The following is a 19,266-nucleotide window of genomic DNA, read 5'->3' as shown; positions in this document are numbered from 1 at the left end:
ACTTTTATTTAGGATTTTGACATCTCTGAGATAAAAATTCTTACATGAAAAAAATCTTTCCTTGTCAGATGTCTTCCGCTTAGTACGCGCGTTCTTTGTTGCCTTCATAAAAGTTAATAAATGCTCTGTTTACCACACGATTTCCTCCATCGGTTGGATAATTTCCAGTAAAGTACCAATCTCCTAAATTTTTCGGGCATGCTTTATTAAGGTTGGCTACTTTTTGGAAAATCACATTAACTTCTGCATTTACAACATCTGTTTTGATAAGTTCACTTATTTTTTCTGATATTTCTTCATCTGTAAAAGGATCATAAATTTCTTTTACAAAATTTTGAACATCAATATCTCTCAGGTTTTCCTGCGCTTTACATTTTTTATAAACTTCTTCCACCAAATCGTATTGGTTTCTGTCTTTTAAAAGCGATAAAGCGGCTCTAAACGCAATTAAATCTTCCATACGCGCCATATCGATTCCATAACAATCCGGATAACGAATTTGTGGTGCAGAAGAAACAACCACTATTTTCTTTGGATGCAAACGATCCATCATTTTGATAATACTTTTCTTCAGTGTAGTTCCGCGCACAATACTATCGTCAATAATCACCAAATTATCTTCTGGTTTTATGACACCGTATGTAACATCGTATACGTGTGCAACTAAGTCGTCTCTACTACTATCTTCTGTAATAAAAGTACGAAGTTTTACATCTTTAATGGCAATCTTTTCAACACGAGGTCTTTCTGAAAGGATTTCCCGTACTTTTTCCGCAGAAAGTGTACGTTGGCCATTTAAAATTTCGTTGGTTTTGCGTTCGTTTAAGTATTCTTCAACGGCTTCCGTCAATCCAAAAAAGGAAGTTTCTGCTGTATTCGGAATAAATGAAAATACGGTATTTTTAATATCATCATCAATAGCTTTTAATACTTTAGGAAGGAGTAGTTTTCCAAGCATTTTTCGTTCATGATAAATTTCAGCATCACTACCGCGAGAAAAATAAATACGTTCAAAAGAACACGCTTTACGTTCTAGCGGTTCTAAAATTTCTTTGGTTTGAACGGTACCATTTTTTTTGATGATTAGTGCATTTCCTGGATCAATTTCTTGTACATTATCAAAATCTACATTGAATACAGTTTGAATCACAGGGCGTTCTGAAGCAACAACTACAATTTCATCATCTTTATAATAATACGCTGGACGAATTCCCGCAGGATCTCTCAATACAAAAGCATCTCCATGACCTAACAATCCAGCCATTGCATAACCACCATCCCAATTTTTGGCAGACCTTTTTAAAATCTTAGCGATATTTAATCGTTCAGCAATCAAAGGAGAAGCTTCACGTTTATTATATCCTTCGGCTTTTAATTTTTTATAGAGTTTGGCTACGGCATCATCTAAAAAATGACCGATTTTTTCCATAATGGTAATCGTATCTGCCTTTTCTTTAGGGTGCTGACCAATCTTAATTAAGTTTGCAAAAAGCTCATTTACATTGGTCATGTTAAAGTTTCCGGCAACAATTAAATTACGATGCATCCAATTGTTTTGTCTTAAAAACGGATGTACACTTTCGATACTATTTTTTCCAAAAGTTCCGTAACGTACGTGTCCAAGAAACAATTCGCCTACATATGGTAATTCTTTCTTTTGGCGTATAACATCGTCGTTCAAATAAGGCTTTTCTTCAAGAATAGTGTTAATGCGTTGATTTACTTGCGCAAAAATATCTTGAATTGGTTGCTGTTGGTTGGAACGTACTCGGCTAATGTAGCGTTCTCCTGGAGTCATATCGAGTTTAATGCTTGCCAATCCGGCACCATCTTGCCCTCTATTGTGTTGTTTTTCCATTAGTAAATACATTTTATTAATCCCATAAAATGCAGTACCATACTTTTTCTTGTAGTAGTCTAATGGTTTTAAAAGCCTTAAAAGTGCAATTCCGCACTCGTGTTTCAAAGCGTCACTCATTGTTGTAGTTTGTTGTGTTGTTGTTGGGTATTGCGATAAAAAAAAGCGCTCAGTTACGAGCGCGTTTTTTTAGTTTACTTCTATTTCAAACTGAGTCAGCTGTTTAAACTGCTTCAGGCGTGATGTTATTTCTTCGCTTGTGAGCGATTCCATGCGTTGCGTTCCAAACTTCTCTACACAGAAAGAAGCTAAGTTAGAACCGTAAATGATGGCATTTTTCATGCTTTCAAACGAAATATCTTCATGTTTTGCTATATATCCAGAGAATCCTCCAGCAAATGTATCTCCAGCTCCAGTAGGATCAAAAACTTCTTCTAATGGCAATGCTGGTGCAAAGAATATGTTTCCGTCATTAAAAATTAATGCTCCGTGTTCTCCTTTTTTAATAACTACATACTTAGGACCCATTTCATGAATCTTTTGTGCAGCTTTTACTAAAGAATATTCGCCCGATAATTGACGAGCCTCTTCGTCATTAATTGTAATTACATCTACTTTTTTGATAACGGCTAATAAATCATCCCAAGCACAATCCATCCAAAAGTTCATAGTATCCAATACAATTAATTTTGGTTTTGTTGTCATTTGGTTGATGACACTCATTTGTACACCAGGATGTAAGTTTCCTAGCATTACAATTTCTGAATCTTTGTAATTTTCAGGAACTACAGGATTAAAATCTGCCAATACATTTAGTTCTGTAACTAAGGTATCTCTAGAGTTCATATCATTATGATACTTTCCGCTCCAAAAGAATGTTTTTCCTCCTTTTACTACTTCTATTCCAGAAATGTCAATATTTCTAGCAGCTAACATATCTAAGTATTCTTGAGGAAAATCTTCTCCTACAACCGATACAATAGCTGAATCTACATTAAAATTCGAAGCAGACAATCCAATATATGTAGCTGCGCCACCTAAGATTTTATCTGTTTTTCCAAATGGTGTTTCAATAGCATCAAAAGCAACCGTTCCTACAATTAATAATTTGCTCATTTTCCTAATTAAAATTTTTGCAAACTTACATAAAATTTTCCCAAGAAAAATAGGATCAGGAAGTAGATATATGTTTTGTGATTCTTTTTGTTTAAAAGCACTTTGTAAATATACTATTGAAGCTTTTCTTTTAATGCTAAAAAGTTGTGATATGGAGCTCTGGTAATTGTGCTATTTACAAACCAACTAGGTAAGTTTCCACTAGGATCGCCATGCATTTGATGAATAATTTTAACTTCATCATCGAGTTGTTCTAACAGCCAATATCCTTCAAAATACGTAATTCGTAAATAATCTTCTTTTTCTTCGTACTTATCGGAAGCTGCCATAATATCAATTCGTAAAGCGTCTTTCGTTATTCTTCTTACTTTAAGTGAAATCACAACATCTCTATTGCGTAATGGCCAAGGCAAATCGAGTGCCATCCATATTAGATATTCGCCTTCAGTAGGATTATCTAGCAATTTACTATCAATAGCTTTATAATTCCATACATGTAATTGATCGCCATCTACAATAATATTTCTAACGCTATCAATAACGCTTTTTACCGTCATTTCGACTTTATAAGCTTTTATTTTACTAGAATCTATGGATTTTGTGTAAATTTTGATGTCATTTTTGTCTTTCTTGAGTTTCCATTCTTTTTGAGCAAAAATTGGAGTAAAGAACAAAAAGCTAAGAATAGCAATGTAGATTTTCATGTTTGATTTTGAGGGAATTATACATGCAAAAATACAAATATGATACCAAATAAACTATTTAGAGTAATTTATTGCTTTCGCTTTCGTGGAAAGTGTCAATTTTTAACTTTTCTTTTTTTGATGCTTCTACGGCTAAAAAATCACAACGTTCGTTTTGCATATGGTTATTATGACCTTTAATCCACTGAAAATATACAATATGTTTTCTATAAATTTTTAAAAAACGCATCCATAAGTCACTATTTTTCTTCCCTGAAAACCCTTTCTTTTCCCAGCCAAAGACCCATTTTTTCTCTACAGAATCGACAACATACTTAGAATCAGTAAATACTTTTACTTCGGTATGCATAAATTTTAACTTTTCTAGCGCAACAATAACGGCTAACAATTCCATGCGATTGTTGGTTGTTTTACGATACCCTTCAGAAAATTCTTTCTTATAAGGCTTTCCAACCCATTCCATAACAATTCCATAACCACCAGGACCGGGATTTCCTCTAGAGGAACCGTCGGTATAAATATGTACGTCTATCATCTTAGGAATTGGAAGTTAATACGCGTTCTATTACCTCTGGAAAGTGCTTATATTCTAGCTCATGAATCTTTTTTGCAACACTTTCGGCAGTATCTTTTTCGGTTAAATTTGTCTTTGCTTGGAAAATAATAGCGCCTTCATCATAATTTTCATTGACAAAATGTATCGTAATACCACTTTCTTTTTCTTTATTTGCAACTACAGCAGTATGCACATGTGCTCCATACATTCCTTTACCTCCGTATTTTGGAAGTAATGCAGGATGAATATTAATGACCTTGTTTGGGAAAGCAGCTAGAATATGTTCTGGAAATTTCCATAGAAAACCAGCAAGAACAATTAAATCAATTTGGGCACTTTGAAGCAAATGTAAGACGTCATTGCTGCGATAAAGAGCAGTTCTGTTAAAGCTAAATGCGCTGATTTTGTGTGTTTTAGCTCGATCTAAAACTTTGGCATGCTGATTGTTAGTCAGAACTTGAACAACGGAAGCGTTATTTTGTTCTTGAAAATATCGAATAATATTTTCAGCATTTGTTCCGGAACCTGAAGCAAAAATTGCAATACGCTTCATAAAAAGAATGAAATTTAAGTGACTGTTGTTTCGACAAAAAAAAGAATAATTATTAACAAAATGAAGGCAAAAGCGAATTACTTATTCTAAAATTTTAGTAAATTAGATCACATTTTTCAAACAAAATGTTGTTTTAAATTAAAGTTTTTTATTTTTGCCAACAATTAAATTTTAAAAACTATAAGATTATGTCAGACATTGCATCAAGAGTAAAAGCGATTATCGTAGACAAATTAGGTGTAGATGAGAACGAAGTAGTTCCAGAAGGAAGCTTCACTAACGACTTAGGAGCAGATTCATTAGACACGGTGGAATTAATTATGGAATTCGAAAAAGAATTCGATATTCAAATTCCAGATGATCAAGCAGAAAACATTGCTACTGTTGGTCAAGCTATCTCTTACATTGAAGAAGCAAAAAAGTAAGGAAAGAATAAAAATTTCATATTTACAACATACATTAGAATGCACAACTTGCATTCTAATGTTTTGTTAAAGAGATTTCTTCTTAAATTTTTAAACTAACTTATCAAAGATGGAATTAAAGCGAGTTGTAGTTACAGGTTTGGGAGCATTGACCCCAATCGGAAATACCGTAGAGGAATATTGGAATGGGCTTATCGCTGGTAAAAGTGGTGCCGCTCCAGTTACACATTTTGATGCGGAAAAGTTTAAAACAAAGTTCGCCTGTGAGGTAAAGAATTTTACAGTTACAGATTTTATCCATCGTAGAGAAGCTAGGAGAATGGATAAGTTTTCGCAATATGCAATGGTCGCTTCCGATGAAGCTATTGCAGATGCAAAACTTGATATGGATAGTATAAACAAATTAAGAGTAGGTGTTATTTGGGGCGCTGGAATTGGCGGATTGGAAACTTTCCAAGAAGAAGTAATTAACTTCGCCAATGGTGATGGAACTCCAAAATTCAACCCTTTCTTTATTCCAAAGATGATTGCAGATATTGCGCCTGGAAATATTTCTATTAAATATGGATTTATGGGGCCAAATTATACTACGGTATCTGCATGTGCATCATCAGCAAATGCGATGATTGATGCTTTAAATAATATTAGATTAGGACATTGTGATGTAATTGTAACTGGAGGAAGTGAAGCCGCAGTTACCATTGCTGGAATGGGTGGATTTAATGCCATGCATGCCATGTCAACTCGTAATGATGATCCTCAAAGTGCTTCAAGACCATTTGATGCAAATCGTGATGGATTTGTACTTGGAGAAGGAGCTGGTGCCATTGTTCTAGAAGAATACGAACATGCCAAAGCAAGAGGTGCTAAAATATATGCAGAAGTTATTGGTGGCGGATTGTCATCTGATGCATATCACATGACAGCACCACATCCAGAAGGAATTGGTGTAATTGCCGTAATGAAAAACTGTCTTGAAAATGCAGGAATGCAACCAGAAGATGTAGATCATATCAATACGCATGGAACATCAACACCATTAGGAGATGTAGCAGAGCTTAAAGCAATTACAGAAATATTCGGAGCACACGCTAAAAACTTAAACATAAACTCTACTAAGTCCATGACAGGACATTTATTGGGAGCAGCAGGAGCTATTGAAGCTATTGCATCTATTCTTGCCATTGAGCATGGAATTGTACCGCCAACAATAAATCATTCTACGGTAGATGAAAATATTGATCCAAGTTTAAATTTAACCTTAAACAAACCTCAAAAACGAGATATAAAAGTTGCCATGAGTAACACATTTGGATTTGGAGGACACAATGCTTGTGTATTGTTTAAAAAGTTAGACTAAAAAATGAACTTCGTTCGAAAAATATTAAATTCCCGATCCAATGAAGACGGGAATTTTTTTGTTGAACTTGAAGATATACTTGGCTTTAAAACCAAACGAAAAAAGGTATACAAGAAAGCTTTTACGCATCGTTCTATGAATAAAAAAGATGCGAAAGGAAACTCCGTGAACTATGAACGCTTAGAGTTTTTAGGAGATGCTATGTTGAGTAGTGTCATTTCTTCATATCTTTTTAAAGAAGTTCCTTCGGGAAATGAAGGATACTTAACAAAAATGCGATCCAAAATTGTGAGTCGTGAACACTTAAACGAACTCGGACGCGATTTAAAACTCATCGAATTAGTACAATCTCGAATTCCGAAAGATAATTTTGGAGAAAATATTCACGGAAACTTATTTGAAGCCTTAATTGGCGCTATTTTTCTTGATAAAGGATATAAATACTGTGAACGATTTATTCATCTTCGAGTAATTTCTCCATATGTAGATATAGAACGTTTGGAAGGAAAAGTGATCAGTTACAAGAGTTTGTTGATTGAATGGTGTCAAAAAGAAAAGAAACACTTCAAATACGATGTATATGAAGACACAGGAAATGACGAACTAAAACATTTTGCTGTAAAACTTTTTATAGATAATCGTGTAGTGGGAAAAGCTCGCGCAACTTCAAAAAAGAAGGCCGAAGAAAAAGCGTCAAAACGTGCTTATTTTGCCTTTCAAAAACAAATTCCTATCTGATTTTTCTCTTGTAAGCCTTCATGCTTAGCATAAAATTCACAATAATTCTCTCGTATTTTACAATTTCTAAAAAATAATACGTCAGCTATAACGTTTTCGTTGCGAAATCTTGATAAACATTACTGAAAATTAACTTTAATCTAGCCATTAAATTATATATTTACATTTGTTAAAAGTAAGATTTATGGCAGTTCATAAACTCTTTGAGGATGATTTTGAAGAAGATAACTACACGTTGATAGCAATTCATTGTTCAACAGAAGATTATCGATTGGCGTATCTATTGAATGCCAATCTCAACCTAAAACTAGCAAGAAAACGAGAAGACTTAGACTATAATTATATGGAAGCTTCTTTCTCTATCTATGAATGGGATGATGAAGAAAACTTTGTTACATGGAATTTGGTAACAAATACGAGCAAAAAAGAAGTAGAACAAGTAGCAAGTGCAGGATCGTTATTTTCCAATCAACAAGGAAAACGAACTGTTGCCAAGTATTTGATTCCCGAACGAAAACGAGTTGATTATTTCATAAAAATATCTAGCGAAAGCTATATGAAATCTTCCAAAATTATAGTGTCAAAAATAAATGCTATTGCTGAAGTAATTACCGCATACGCATTAAACCCAAACCAACTAAAATCTAAGAATAATTTAATTTTTGAGTAATGCCAAAAAGCAAAAAGACGAAAATAGTAGCTACACTTGGACCCGCATCAGGATCAAGAGAAACCATTAAAGAAATGATAGAGCAAGGAGTAGATGTATTTCGCATCAACTTTTCGCATGCCAATTATGAAGATGTAAAAGAACGTATTGCTATCATTAGAGATTTGAGTGAAAAACATGGTTTCAACACATCAATATTAGCTGATTTACAAGGTCCAAAACTAAGAGTTGGAATTATGTCAGAAGATGTGATTGTAGAACCTGGAGACCAAATTAAATTCTGTACAGGAAAAGAATTCAAAGGAACATCAAAAAAGGTGTACATGAATTATGAAAATTTCCCAAGAGATGTAAAAACTGGAGAACGGATCCTTTTAGATGACGGAAAATTAATTTTTGAAGTTGTTGAAAGTGATGGAAAACAAGAAGTTACTGCTAAGGTGATTCAAGGTGGACCTTTAAAATCGAAAAAAGGAGTAAACCTTCCAAATACAGATATTTCATTGCCTGCATTGACAGAGAAAGATGTAAAAGATGCCATTTTTGCTATTGGACAAGAAGTTGATTGGTTAGCACTTTCGTTTGTACGTCACAGTCAAGATTTAATGGACTTACAAGCTATTATCAACGAACATTCTGATCATAAAATTCCAATCATTGCAAAGATTGAAAAGCCTGAAGCTGTAGCAAATATTGATAAAATTGTTGCCTACTGTGATGGTTTAATGGTTGCACGTGGCGATTTAGGAGTAGAAGTACCAGCGCAAGAAGTTCCGTTGATTCAAAAACAATTGGTATTACGTGCCAAAAAAGCAAGAATACCAGTAATTATTGCAACACAAATGATGGAAACAATGATTACAAGTTTAACGCCAACAAGAGCTGAAGTAAATGATGTGGCAAACTCTGTCATGGATGGAGCAGATGCTGTAATGCTATCGGGAGAAACCTCTGTTGGTAAATATCCTGTGCAAGTAATTCAGCAAATGACAAGAATCATCAAAAGTGTTGAAGATTCACCATTAATCAACGTGCCGCATTCGCCACCACACATTCGTACCAAACGTTACATAACAAAATCGGTTTGTTACCACGCATCACACATGGCAAATGAAATCAAAGCAAAAGCAATTTGTACCTTAACAAATAGTGGATACACAGCATTTCAAATATCAGCTTGGCGACCAGATTCACATATTTTAGTATTTACATCAAACAAAAGAATACTTTCACAATTAAACCTACTTTGGGGCGTAAAAGCATTCTTCTACGACAAATTTGTAAGTACAGATGATACTGTGGAAGACGTGAACAGAATTGCCAAAGAAAAAGGATTCGTTAAAAAAGACGACATGCTTATCAATCTAGCAGCAATGCCTATTACAGACAAAGGAATGGTAAATACATTACGTGTTTCATTGATTGAATAGAAATGATAAAAAATTAATATATTGTAACCATATGCTTTAATACTGTATGTATTGAAGCATATTTTTTTACAACCAAAATAATATATAGTATATGGCTGAAGATTTTTTAATTGGTGTTGGAAAAGATAACCGAAACGTTCCTAGTAATAATAGCAACAATTCATCGCAAAAACCACCAAATCCACCAAAAAAAGGAAATGATGGCGGTTATGATAAAGCTGCAAATAACAAAACACGCTTAAAAGGTTGCGGATTTGGTTGCTTAGGAATCATTGTACTATTTACAATAATCTTTTATTTTGTTGGCTCTAAAATAGAATCAGCAGAAGCCAATGATCTTCGAATTACTTACTTAAAACAGGATATGAAGAGGTTAACGTCTAACCTAACGGAAAAAGATTCGTTGTCTCAATTTGTAAAAATGTGTTTGGATATAGGTGTTTCCGAAGAAAACGAACTAAACAAAGATGCGTTCAAATACTTCACACGCCGCAATGGAAATAAATTACTAATCATTGTGGAAATTAGAGATATGCAAGACATTGAAGCTTCTACACGAAAAGGAATCATAGAAATCATTGAAGAATGTCTAGATTATCAAGATGATGGCGAAAATACTATTGATGAATATTATATCTGTGTGGAAGGAAAGTGGAACACACTTTTAGTAAAAACACCAAATGGCTCTGATCTTGGTGGAAAATTTGCTAATGATCAATTGCTTTTACCTTTCTATAACGAATATGTAAAAGATAGTTTACCTAGTTTGGACTAATTAATAAAAATAATCATGATTTTTCAAGAACTACAACAAAACATTGAAAAACTAGTACAGAAATTTGACACTATTTCTTCTGATAGAAAACAACACTTAGAAAAGCTATCAGCGTACATTCAACAAAAATATAGTGATCAAAAAATACCAAAGTTGATTGTAATTTGCACGCACAATTCTAGAAGAAGTCATCTAGGTCAATTCTGGTTAGCCTTGGCGGCAGATTACTACAACTTGCCAAATATTGAAACCTTTTCTGGAGGAACAGAAGCTACAGCTTTCAATCCAAATGCAGTTGCAGCATTACAACGAATAGGATTTGAAATCTTTGCGCTTATTGAGAGAGAGAACTCTGTTTACTCAGTTCGATGGGCAGAAAATCAACACTCATATCATGCGTTTTCCAAACGTTTTGAAGATTCGCCAAATCCTACACAAGAATTTGCTGCAATTATGGTATGTACAGAAGCAGATGAAGGTTGTCCGTTTGTGCCAGGCACAGATTTTAGAATTGCTTTGCCTTTTGAAGATCCAAAAGCATTTGACGGAACGCCACAAGAAGCAGCAAAATATGACGAACGTTGTCAACAAATAGGAACGGAAATGTTATATGTAATGTCGAAGGTTTCTGTGAACTAAAAAAAGATACTCTAAACTTCGTTTTGAGTGGTGAATCTATGATGTATTGTGTAGAGATTTATTTAAAAACACTTGCTTTTCAAAATACTTCTCGATACAATTTTTCTTCGAAAAACCACTCGAAGTGACGTAACAGGAATACAACTAACACATAAAGTCAAGTCTAAAAGCAAAGCGGTCTAAGAGTGAAGCGATCTAAAAATCAAACTTTAACTGAACAGAAATACTCTTTTTCTCTTCACTCTTTTGTTGCTTTTTTTCTTTCTTATCGGTATTCAAATTACTCAAGGAAATGCCAAGCAAACGTACAGAATTTTTCAATTTTTCTTGATACAATAATTCTTTGGCTGTTTCTAAAATCAAGCTCTTATCTGCAATAAAATACGGAATTGTTTTACTGCGTGTTTGTGTGGTAAAATCGCTGTATTTTATTTTAAGCGTAATCGTTTTTCCTGAAATAGTATACTTTTTCAAGCGCCTTTCGAGTTCATTTGCGATATTTTCAAGCTTTTCCAGCATAAAAATTTCACTGGTCAAATTATCTGAAAATGTACGTTCGGCTCCAACCGATTTTGCAATTCTATTCGGTTTTACGGGGCTTAAATGAATTCCTCTGACTACGTTGTAATAAAAACTTCCCGATTTCCCGAAATGTTCCGTTAAAAACTCAACATCTTTGCTTTTTAAATCTTTTCCAGTAAAAATTCCTAGTTGATACATGCGTTCTGCAGTTACCTTTCCAACACCATAAAACTTGCGAATATCTAATGCTTCTAAAAAATCCAATACTTCTTCAGGTGGCACAGTTTTTTGTCCGTTAGGTTTATTATAATCACTGGCTACTTTGGCAATAAACTTATTAATAGAAATTCCTGCGGAAGCAGTCAAACCAACATCTTTTAAAATTTGAGCGCGAATTTCTTCAGCGATCATAGAAGCACTCGGATTTCCTTTTTTATTCTGTGTCACGTCCAAATATGCTTCATCCAAAGACAAAGGTTCTACCAAATCTGTATACTGATAAAAAATAGCTCTAATCTGTTTAGAAATTTCGCTATAACGTTCATATCTCGGTTTCACAAAAATCAATTCAGGGCAACGTTTTCTTGCTAAAAACCCGCTAATAGCACTGCGTACACCAAACTTTCGGGCTTCGTAACTAGCTGCGCTTACCACACCACGTTTTCCGCTGCCGCCAACAGCCAATGGTTTTCCTTTTAACTCAGGATTATCCATTTGTTCAACAGATGCATAAAACGCATCCATATCTACATGAATAATTTTTCGTAAAGGGAAATCGAAGTCCATATTCAAAATTATAATATCTTTAGTCCATATAATAGTAAACATGCAAGAAATAGAGCGAAAATTTCTCGTTAACAGTCTAAACTTTAAAGAAGAAGCTGCAACTTCCTTCGAAATAGCGCAAGGTTTTCTGAATACACATGCAGAACGTACCGTAAGAGTTCGTATCAAAGGAAATACAGGATTTCTAACGATCAAAGGAAAATCAAACGAAAGTGGTACAAGTCGTTTTGAGTGGGAAAAAGAAATTTCAATCCAAGAAGCAAAGCAATTACTAGAACTTTGTGAAAAAGGAATCATTGAAAAAATACGCTATAACATTCCTTACGGAAATCATACGTTTGAAGTAGATGAATTTTTTGGTGAAAATGAAGGACTCATCGTTGCAGAAGTTGAATTGCAGCATGAAAACGAAACATTCAAAAAACCTGACTGGCTTGGCAAAGAAGTTACAGGACAAACACCATATTACAACTCTCAACTAAGTAAAAATCCTTATAAAAACTGGCATCATGAATAAATATATCTGTATCATTTTAATCGGAATCTTTTGTTTTGCATGTAAAAGTTCACCAGATGATGACAAAAACGCACACGTAAAAACAGCGGAACAAGAAGTGAAAAAATCACCTTTAGCACTAAAAAAAGAATTAGTTGATAAAGGATATAAAATCATAGACTACGTAGATCCAAAAACGAAAGACACTGTGCTAATGCAAGAATACTTCATGGCATTCTTAAAAAAAGGAAAAAATCGTTCGCAAAGCAAAAAAACGGCAGACAGTTTACAGCGTTTACACTTAGCGCATTTAGGCAAAATGTATGAACTTGGATACGCTGATATTTCTGGACCTTTTGGTGATTTGGGTGACATTCGAGGAGTTACTATCTACAATGTACCAACAATTGAAATGGCAGACAGTCTTGCTAATTCCGATCCGATGGTAAAAGCAGGCCGTTTAGAAATAGAAATCCATCCTTGGTGGGCTGCAAAAGGATATCCGTTAAGATAAATTTCATGAAATACTTTAGTTGGTTTTGCACACTTCTTTTACTCTGTAGCTGTCAAGAAGCAAGAGAAAAAATTGAAATTAGAAATGTGTGTAATAAATTCATGGAAGGTAGAATTGCTTTTGATAAAGGAGATGAAACCATGCTAAAAGAAGTCACATCAGACTCTCTTTTCTTAGTCATACAGTTGAACGAAGAATATTCGAAAGTTCTTCGTGCTGGCGGCGCTAAATCCATACGCGAAGACATAAAAAAAATTAAAGTAACAGATATTAATTATGAAGGAAATTGCGCAATCTGTAATACAAATCTAAAAGAATATTACCTTATAAATTTGTGTAAAGAAGATAGTGTCTGGAAAGTTCAAGGCGAAAACTATAAATATCCTACGGTAGGTCAAATACGTAGAACAAAAGATAAAATACAAAAGCAGCAAGAATATCTCATAAAAAAACCAGCGATAGACTCAGTTTTAAAAACAATCAACTCGTTTCACAAAGCAGTAAAAACCTATTTTCTAACAGACGATATAAACACCTTGTCTGAAACCTGTGATGCAGCTACTTTCAGCGCTGTAAAGTCTCTCTATTACTACACTAAAAAAATAAACAAACTCGAAGAGCTAAAGGAAGAAATCAAATTTCCAAAAGCGCTAGCGACAGAACCTTTATTTGAAGAAAAAAAAGTAAAAGCCAAGTTCTATAAAGAAGAAACGTATATAAATCTCATAAAAACCAACAATACATACACCATAACAGGTTTAAACAATATAGATGCTGATCAAATTACAATAAGTGTGATTCATAAAGAATATCTAAACCTATTACGCGCTTTGTACTTATTGCGAACAAAAACGTATTGGAAAAATATGAAATTTATGGCAGACGTACGTTAAACATGAGCTTAAAAAATTATCTTAAAAAAGCACTACAACTTTTTCTCTTTATAGCAATCATTGTAAACGTTACTATAAAAGATACGTTCTACATTTCTGGGTTAATATTTTATGGAACACCGCTTCCGCTGATTGTACTCGGATTGTTATTTTTACTACTATTTATAAAGGCTTCCACCAGAAAGTACTATGCACTATTCGCACTTCTATTAACTGTAATTTGGGTAAGCAGAAGCTATACATATTCGCCTAATGTCGACACTTCCAATTCATTAGAAATTGTATTGTGGAATGCCTATCGCACTCGAAACTTTGAAGATGCTTTTTCGGTAAGCGAATCCATTCCTGATGTGATGGTTTTGATTGAATGTGATGAATACGACTATCAAAAAATAAAAGAAAAATACAAAAACTATCATTTTGAACTTACAGAAAAATTAATTGGAATTTTTTCAAAAACACCAATAAAAATTCATTCAAAAGTAAAAACAAAGGATCATGTTGTCGTCGTTCATTTTAGCACAAAAAACACACATTTTTATGCAATTGATGTCTCTTCAGATCTAAGACATTTTCGAAAACCGATGCTAAAAAGTATCATTTCGGAAGTAAAAACGCAAGACAAAACAATCATTTTAGGAGACTTCAATACACCTTTTGAGTCTATATTTTTTAAAAATTTCAAAAAAAAATATCAACACGCATTCACGGAAAAAGGGAACGGATTTCGTGAAACTTGGTTTTGGAATATTCCATTGCTCTCACTAGATCATATCTGGGTTTCTCAAGATTTAAAAATTTTAAATGTCGAAAAAATTGCCAACTCAAAATCCGATCATTCTATGCTAAAAATGTACCTCAAAAATGACGTTCCAAAAAAATAAATTTGGAAAATTAAAAAATGATCTTCTATATTTGCAACCATCAAAACGTGACAAAAAAACAACGAAGTATTAATAAAAACAGATAAAGTGCAAAACGTAAAATTTACATATCGAAACAGTGTTGGAAATCTTCCGATGCGCGACTTGGGTTTTACCAGTTGTATCTTTAAATAGAAACATAACATCATAAAACAACCCGAGTCCCAAAAGGCTCGGGTTTTTTAATGCTCATTTTTAAAATATATGCTCAAAAAAGCAACAAGACATATTGTAACAAACACTGCAAATACGCAGAGAATGTTCATTTTAGAACCAAACTATTCTTTGGAATAAAGAATATATATACAACAGTATCAAAGCTCGGTTCTACCTAAGAATCGGGCTTTTTTTATTTGAATTAGTTAATAAAACAACACAACAAAAACCTAGAAATCGTGTAGCGACACAAAACAAAGAAAGATGAATTTAATCAAACAAATGGAAAGACTGTAAACTCGGGAGTGTGTTTTCAGTACCAACAAAAAAGAATTTTTAACGCATTAAAAAAACAGACATGCAACAGCAAACACAAGTATTAAAATTTTTTACTGAAAACAACATTCAAAAGATACAGTCATGGAAACATCACAAATACATCGAAAGCATAAATCGAAGTCCAGAAGATTAAAGGAAAAACTAGCCGAAAAGGCAAAAGAAGCAGCACTACAAGAAAGCTTACAAAAACATAACAAAGCAAAAAAAGTACTGTTTCCAGCAATGGTAGAGAAGATTTTTGAAGGCAAAGAACGAACAAAATATGAAGATAATTCGTTAGCATCTATTCTCGAAAGTCATTTCAACGGATTACATAAAAGAAAGCAAAAACGCAAACGTGAAGCGTTCAGAGATTTACTATTATTTCTCTACAAAAAACGTTGTACAAAACTCTTACGAAATCGAGAATTTTTAAACGCATTGTATCAAATAGCTTGGTTTAGTGGAAACTATGTAAGAGAAATACACACTTGGAAGCGTAACAGTCATAATGCGGATAAGCAACTAAGAAGCATCATCAAACATTGCTTTGCAAAATATGAAGTACCAGCATTTATGTATGAAGCTTGGCTTGATGTTAACCGTAAATACATCGCTTGGTTTATTGATTTGGGAAGAGGACAAAGTGTAAAAACTTTATCAAAAGTTCCAGTTAAACTAACAAAAAAAGGAGCACATCAATTCTTGCAAGCGCCAGCAAATTATACAATTGAAATGGCGTTACGTAGAGCACAAGCATTAGCTTTTGGAAATGATGAATTACTAGCACAACGCATTGCATGTACTGCTTTAAGTCGAAACGATTTTCAACACGAACCTTTTTGGGAAACGGTGATTCAGTTCTTCATGAAACAGACCATGTTAGATTTCAACAAAATGACTGAAATCATAGATTATGTAAGCTATTGTATTCGACAAGACAATGCATACTCTATCAAAGGAAGAACCATTACATCACTTACGCGACAATCAGACGAATGGCATACAGAACAAGCTATTCACAGAGCAAGTATGGTAGAAGTATTTACATGGAAGCCAACACTAAATAGCTCATTTATAGTGACAAATAAAAGCGAAAGAGATGTGAAAACGTATCGTTTATTCGAATTGTGTTCTTCCAAAGAACTCATTGTAGAAGGAAGAAAAATGAATCATTGTGTAGCTTCATATGCACGTTCATGCTGTGTAAAAGTAACAAGCATTTTTTCATTACGCTGTATAAGTTTCTCAAAAGGACACGAAATCTTAGCAACAATCGAAATGGACATTCGATCACAAACAATAGTGCAAGCAAAAGCACGATTTAACAAGCCAATTACGCCAATTGCCAAAAAAATCATGAAAGATTGGGCAGCGTATCACGATTTAAAAATCGGGAAATGGCTTTAAAAATTAGGTTATGGCAAAATTAAAATTACGAGGTAAAGACCTCATAGAAATAGGATATCCACAAAAAGGAAAAGTAATCAGTATTGCAATTGAAGTAATGCTGAGAAATTTTAAGCGCGAACGAAAAGACAAAGCATTACAGCGTTTAAAAACCATACTTAAAAATCCTGAAAAATATCTAGGAGATGGAACAGTAGGCAGAATTGCTGAAGAACTCACAACTCCTGTAAAAGTAGAAGGAAAAAAATTAGAAACAAAACGCGCGCCGTATACCATATTTGGTGAAAACGGAATTGAAGCAGAAGCAAAGCATCAATTATACACAGCACTAAAATTACCAATTGCAAAAGCAGGTGCATTAATGCCTGACGGACATGCGGGTTATGGTTTGCCAATTGGTGGCGTATTGGCAGCAAAAGATGCCGTAATTCCATATGGAGTTGGTGTCGATATTGGTTGCAGAATGTGTTTGTCAATCTATGACATTCCGGTTTCATACCTAGAAGGTCATAAAGACAAATATGTAAATATGCTGCAAGAACATACAAAATTTGGCGGTTATGAAACGCACAAGCGTATCAATGATCACGAAATTTTTGAACGATCGGAATTCAAAGACGTTCCAACCGTAAAAAAACTGTTCAAAAAAGCATACACGCAATTAGGTTCATCAGGTGGCGGAAATCACTTTGTAGAATTTGGAATTGTAGACGTTTCTGATGTAAACAACGAATTCAATGTTCCTGTTGGGAAATATTTGGGAATTCTGTCACATAGCGGATCGCGTGGTTTGGGTGCAAACATTGCTAAGCATTACACAAAATTAGCAATCAAGCAAACACCATTACCAGGAGAAGCAAAAAACTTAGCTTGGCTAGATCTCAATACACACGATGGACAAGAATATTGGTTGGCAATGAATTTAGCAGGCGATTATGCTTCGGCATGTCATCATGATATTCACAAGCGTTTAGGAAAAGCATTAGGCGCAAGACCCTTAGCAATGGTAGAAAATCATCACAATTTCGCTTGGAAAGAAATGGTCAATGGAGAAGAACTCATTGTTCATAGAAAAGGAGCAACGCCAGCGCAAAAAGGAGTCTTAGGAATCATTCCGGGATCTATGACAGCACCAGGATTCATTGTACGTGGAACAGGAAACAAGCATTCGTTACAATCGGCTTCACATGGAGCAGGACGACAATTATCAAGGCGAAAAGCCAAGCAAACCATCACGCAAAGTGACATAAAAAAGCAATTAAAAGATCATGGAGTTACTTTAATTGGTGGAGGAATTGACGAAGCGCCAATGGCATACAAAAACATTCACCATGTGATGGGCAATCAAACGGAATTGGTGGAAGTTGTTGGAAGTTTTACGCCAAAAATTGTTCGTATGGACAAGTAATATATTTTGAATTAGGGCATTTCCTCCGAGAAAAACGGAGGTCAGGCTCTCGCTACTCGCTCTTGCGTCATGCTGAACTTGATTCAGCATCTCACAAAGAGCTCAGACAGACCGCTCCATCCTTAATGCAAAATCAAGCACACTTCAACTTCGCTTAGTAACGTTATGCTGAGCGGAGCCGAAGCAGAGTTGCGTCTTCACAAAAATACTAGGGAAATCAAGGTTCTCAAGGTTTCTCTAGTATTCTACTAAAGATGTAAAAGAAATGAAACCAAATAGAATATAAACGTCACTTCGAGTAATTTTTCGAAATATAATGAAGAAAAATGGTGTCGAGAAGTACTTAGAAATTCAAAATGTAAAATATGATACTTCAAAGTAGTTCTCGATACACCAAATCACAGATTTGCCACTCGAACTGACGAAAAACAAAAAAGAAACAAAAAAGAAACAAAAATGGCAACATATACAAACGATATATTATTCATTCAAGCACTAGATAGCTATTCGTATGACTTAGAGCAATGTATAGAAAAACTACAATATGTTTTAGGTGGAAACGATCATGCAGGCGCTAGTAATTTAATGGGAAGAATCTATCATGAACAATTGCACGATTATACCAATGCTCGTGAATATTACCATCGTGCATTATGTATAGATCATGAATATGTAGAAACCTATTACTACTATTCGTTCTTGCTTATTGATGTTTGTGATTACAAAGAAGCGGAACATGTGTTGGAAGTAGGATTTTCATTACCGCAGACAGATAAAGCACGCTTGAATTTTATAAAAGCAATTCTTTTAGAAAAACAAGAAGAATTCAAAGTAGCAAAAACACACTTGAAGAATTCAAAACACTTGGCGTTAAACAACGATTATAGATACTTTATTGACAATCAATTAAAACGTGTCAACGAGAAGATAAAAGTCGTAAAGAAGTCAAAAAAGAAACAAAAATTAAAAAAAATCAGAGCTAACATCACATTCAATACGATGTTAGATTAAAAAAC

General features: G+C 34.1%; 20 protein-coding genes. 14 read left to right on the top strand and 6 right to left on the bottom strand.

Translation table 11 applies throughout. The features are described 5' to 3' along the window. Positions 1-79: 79 nt before the first annotated feature. The 5 genes from ACOQOS_RS13950 to purN form a co-directional block, all read right to left on the bottom strand. The gene (locus ACOQOS_RS13950) at positions 80-1,978 is read right to left on the bottom strand and encodes an amidophosphoribosyltransferase (RefSeq protein ID WP_420571077.1); all 1,899 of its coding nucleotides are present in this window, start codon (positions 1,976-1,978) and stop codon (positions 80-82) included. Positions 1,979-2,047: 69 nt separating this feature from the next. After that, positions 2,048-2,974, bottom strand: coding sequence for a PfkB family carbohydrate kinase (locus ACOQOS_RS13945; RefSeq protein ID WP_420571076.1), 927 nt, complete (start codon positions 2,972-2,974; stop codon positions 2,048-2,050). 113 nt (positions 2,975-3,087) lie between these two features. Then, positions 3,088-3,678: an START domain-containing protein gene (locus ACOQOS_RS13940; RefSeq protein ID WP_420571075.1), complete on the bottom strand. Its 591-nt coding sequence runs from the start codon at positions 3,676-3,678 to the stop codon at positions 3,088-3,090. Between the two features lie 58 nt (positions 3,679-3,736). Further along, positions 3,737-4,213: a ribonuclease HI gene (rnhA, locus tag ACOQOS_RS13935; protein ID WP_420571074.1), complete on the bottom strand. Its 477-nt coding sequence runs from the start codon at positions 4,211-4,213 to the stop codon at positions 3,737-3,739. A gap of 1 nt (position 4,214) precedes the next feature. Then, entirely contained in the window at positions 4,215-4,787 is a 573-nt protein-coding gene (gene purN, locus ACOQOS_RS13930) for a phosphoribosylglycinamide formyltransferase (RefSeq protein ID WP_420571073.1), read from the bottom strand. A 188-nt stretch (positions 4,788-4,975) separates the two neighbouring features. Between purN and ACOQOS_RS13925 the strand changes: the two genes are divergently transcribed. The 7 genes from ACOQOS_RS13925 to ACOQOS_RS13895 all read left to right on the top strand — a co-directional run bounded on the left by ACOQOS_RS13925 (position 4,976) and on the right by ACOQOS_RS13895 (position 10,824). Further along, on the top strand, positions 4,976-5,212 hold the full coding sequence (locus ACOQOS_RS13925) for an acyl carrier protein (protein ID WP_114901751.1): 237 nt from the start codon (positions 4,976-4,978) through the stop codon (positions 5,210-5,212). Between the two features lie 109 nt (positions 5,213-5,321). Beyond that, the gene (gene fabF, locus ACOQOS_RS13920) at positions 5,322-6,572 is read left to right on the top strand and encodes a beta-ketoacyl-ACP synthase II (RefSeq protein ID WP_420571072.1); all 1,251 of its coding nucleotides are present in this window, start codon (positions 5,322-5,324) and stop codon (positions 6,570-6,572) included. A 3-nt stretch (positions 6,573-6,575) separates the two neighbouring features. Further along, on the top strand, positions 6,576-7,310 hold the full coding sequence (gene rnc, locus ACOQOS_RS13915) for a ribonuclease III (protein WP_420571071.1): 735 nt from the start codon (positions 6,576-6,578) through the stop codon (positions 7,308-7,310). A gap of 184 nt (positions 7,311-7,494) precedes the next feature. Beyond that, positions 7,495-7,980 carry an IPExxxVDY family protein gene (locus tag ACOQOS_RS13910; protein WP_420571070.1) on the top strand — a complete coding sequence of 162 codons (486 nt, stop codon included), beginning with the start codon at positions 7,495-7,497 and terminating at the stop codon, positions 7,978-7,980. Beyond that, positions 7,980-9,410 (top strand): pyruvate kinase, encoded by a 1,431-nt coding sequence (gene pyk, locus ACOQOS_RS13905; protein WP_420571069.1) that lies wholly within the window; start codon positions 7,980-7,982, stop codon positions 9,408-9,410. The genes ACOQOS_RS13910 and pyk overlap by 1 nt, the downstream gene beginning before the upstream one ends. Positions 9,411-9,501: 91 nt before the next feature. After that, positions 9,502-10,185 carry a hypothetical protein gene (locus tag ACOQOS_RS13900; RefSeq protein WP_420571068.1) on the top strand — a complete coding sequence of 228 codons (684 nt, stop codon included), beginning with the start codon at positions 9,502-9,504 and terminating at the stop codon, positions 10,183-10,185. A 15-nt stretch (positions 10,186-10,200) separates the two neighbouring features. After that, complete coding sequence (locus tag ACOQOS_RS13895; protein WP_420571067.1) at positions 10,201-10,824, top strand: hypothetical protein; 624 nt, start codon at positions 10,201-10,203, stop codon at positions 10,822-10,824. A gap of 195 nt (positions 10,825-11,019) precedes the next feature. Here the strand turns inward: ACOQOS_RS13895 and dinB are convergent, their stop codons facing one another. Next, on the bottom strand, positions 11,020-12,132 hold the full coding sequence (gene dinB, locus ACOQOS_RS13890) for a DNA polymerase IV (RefSeq protein WP_420571066.1): 1,113 nt from the start codon (positions 12,130-12,132) through the stop codon (positions 11,020-11,022). 40 nt (positions 12,133-12,172) lie between these two features. Here dinB and ACOQOS_RS13885 point away from each other — a divergent pair, with 40 nt between their 5' ends. From ACOQOS_RS13885 to ACOQOS_RS13855, 7 genes are all read left to right on the top strand, one after another. Continuing rightward, complete coding sequence (locus ACOQOS_RS13885) at positions 12,173-12,649, top strand: CYTH domain-containing protein (protein ID WP_420571065.1); 477 nt, start codon at positions 12,173-12,175, stop codon at positions 12,647-12,649. Continuing rightward, positions 12,642-13,142, top strand: a complete 501-nt coding sequence (locus ACOQOS_RS13880) for a YciI family protein (protein WP_420571064.1) — start codon at positions 12,642-12,644, stop codon at positions 13,140-13,142. The genes ACOQOS_RS13885 and ACOQOS_RS13880 overlap by 8 nt, the downstream gene beginning before the upstream one ends. A gap of 5 nt (positions 13,143-13,147) precedes the next feature. Then, positions 13,148-14,035: a hypothetical protein gene (locus ACOQOS_RS13875; RefSeq protein ID WP_420571063.1), complete on the top strand. Its 888-nt coding sequence runs from the start codon at positions 13,148-13,150 to the stop codon at positions 14,033-14,035. Positions 14,036-14,037: 2 nt separating this feature from the next. Further along, positions 14,038-14,919, top strand: a complete 882-nt coding sequence (locus ACOQOS_RS13870) for an endonuclease/exonuclease/phosphatase family protein (protein ID WP_420571062.1) — start codon at positions 14,038-14,040, stop codon at positions 14,917-14,919. Positions 14,920-15,534: 615 nt separating this feature from the next. Then, positions 15,535-16,842, top strand: coding sequence for a PcfJ domain-containing protein (locus tag ACOQOS_RS13865; protein WP_420571061.1), 1,308 nt, complete (start codon positions 15,535-15,537; stop codon positions 16,840-16,842). 10 nt (positions 16,843-16,852) lie between these two features. Continuing rightward, positions 16,853-18,250, top strand: a complete 1,398-nt coding sequence (locus ACOQOS_RS13860; RefSeq protein WP_420571060.1) for an RtcB family protein — start codon at positions 16,853-16,855, stop codon at positions 18,248-18,250. Between the two features lie 456 nt (positions 18,251-18,706). Beyond that, positions 18,707-19,261 (top strand): tetratricopeptide repeat protein, encoded by a 555-nt coding sequence (locus tag ACOQOS_RS13855; protein WP_420571059.1) that lies wholly within the window; start codon positions 18,707-18,709, stop codon positions 19,259-19,261. Positions 19,262-19,266 lie beyond the last annotated feature (5 nt).

It is taken from the genome of Kordia sp., assembly GCF_965224175.1.
Classification (GTDB): Bacteria; Bacteroidota; Bacteroidia; order Flavobacteriales; family Flavobacteriaceae; genus Kordia.
Note: the sequence above shows the minus strand (reverse complement) of the source record. Positions and strands in the feature narration are given on the sequence as shown.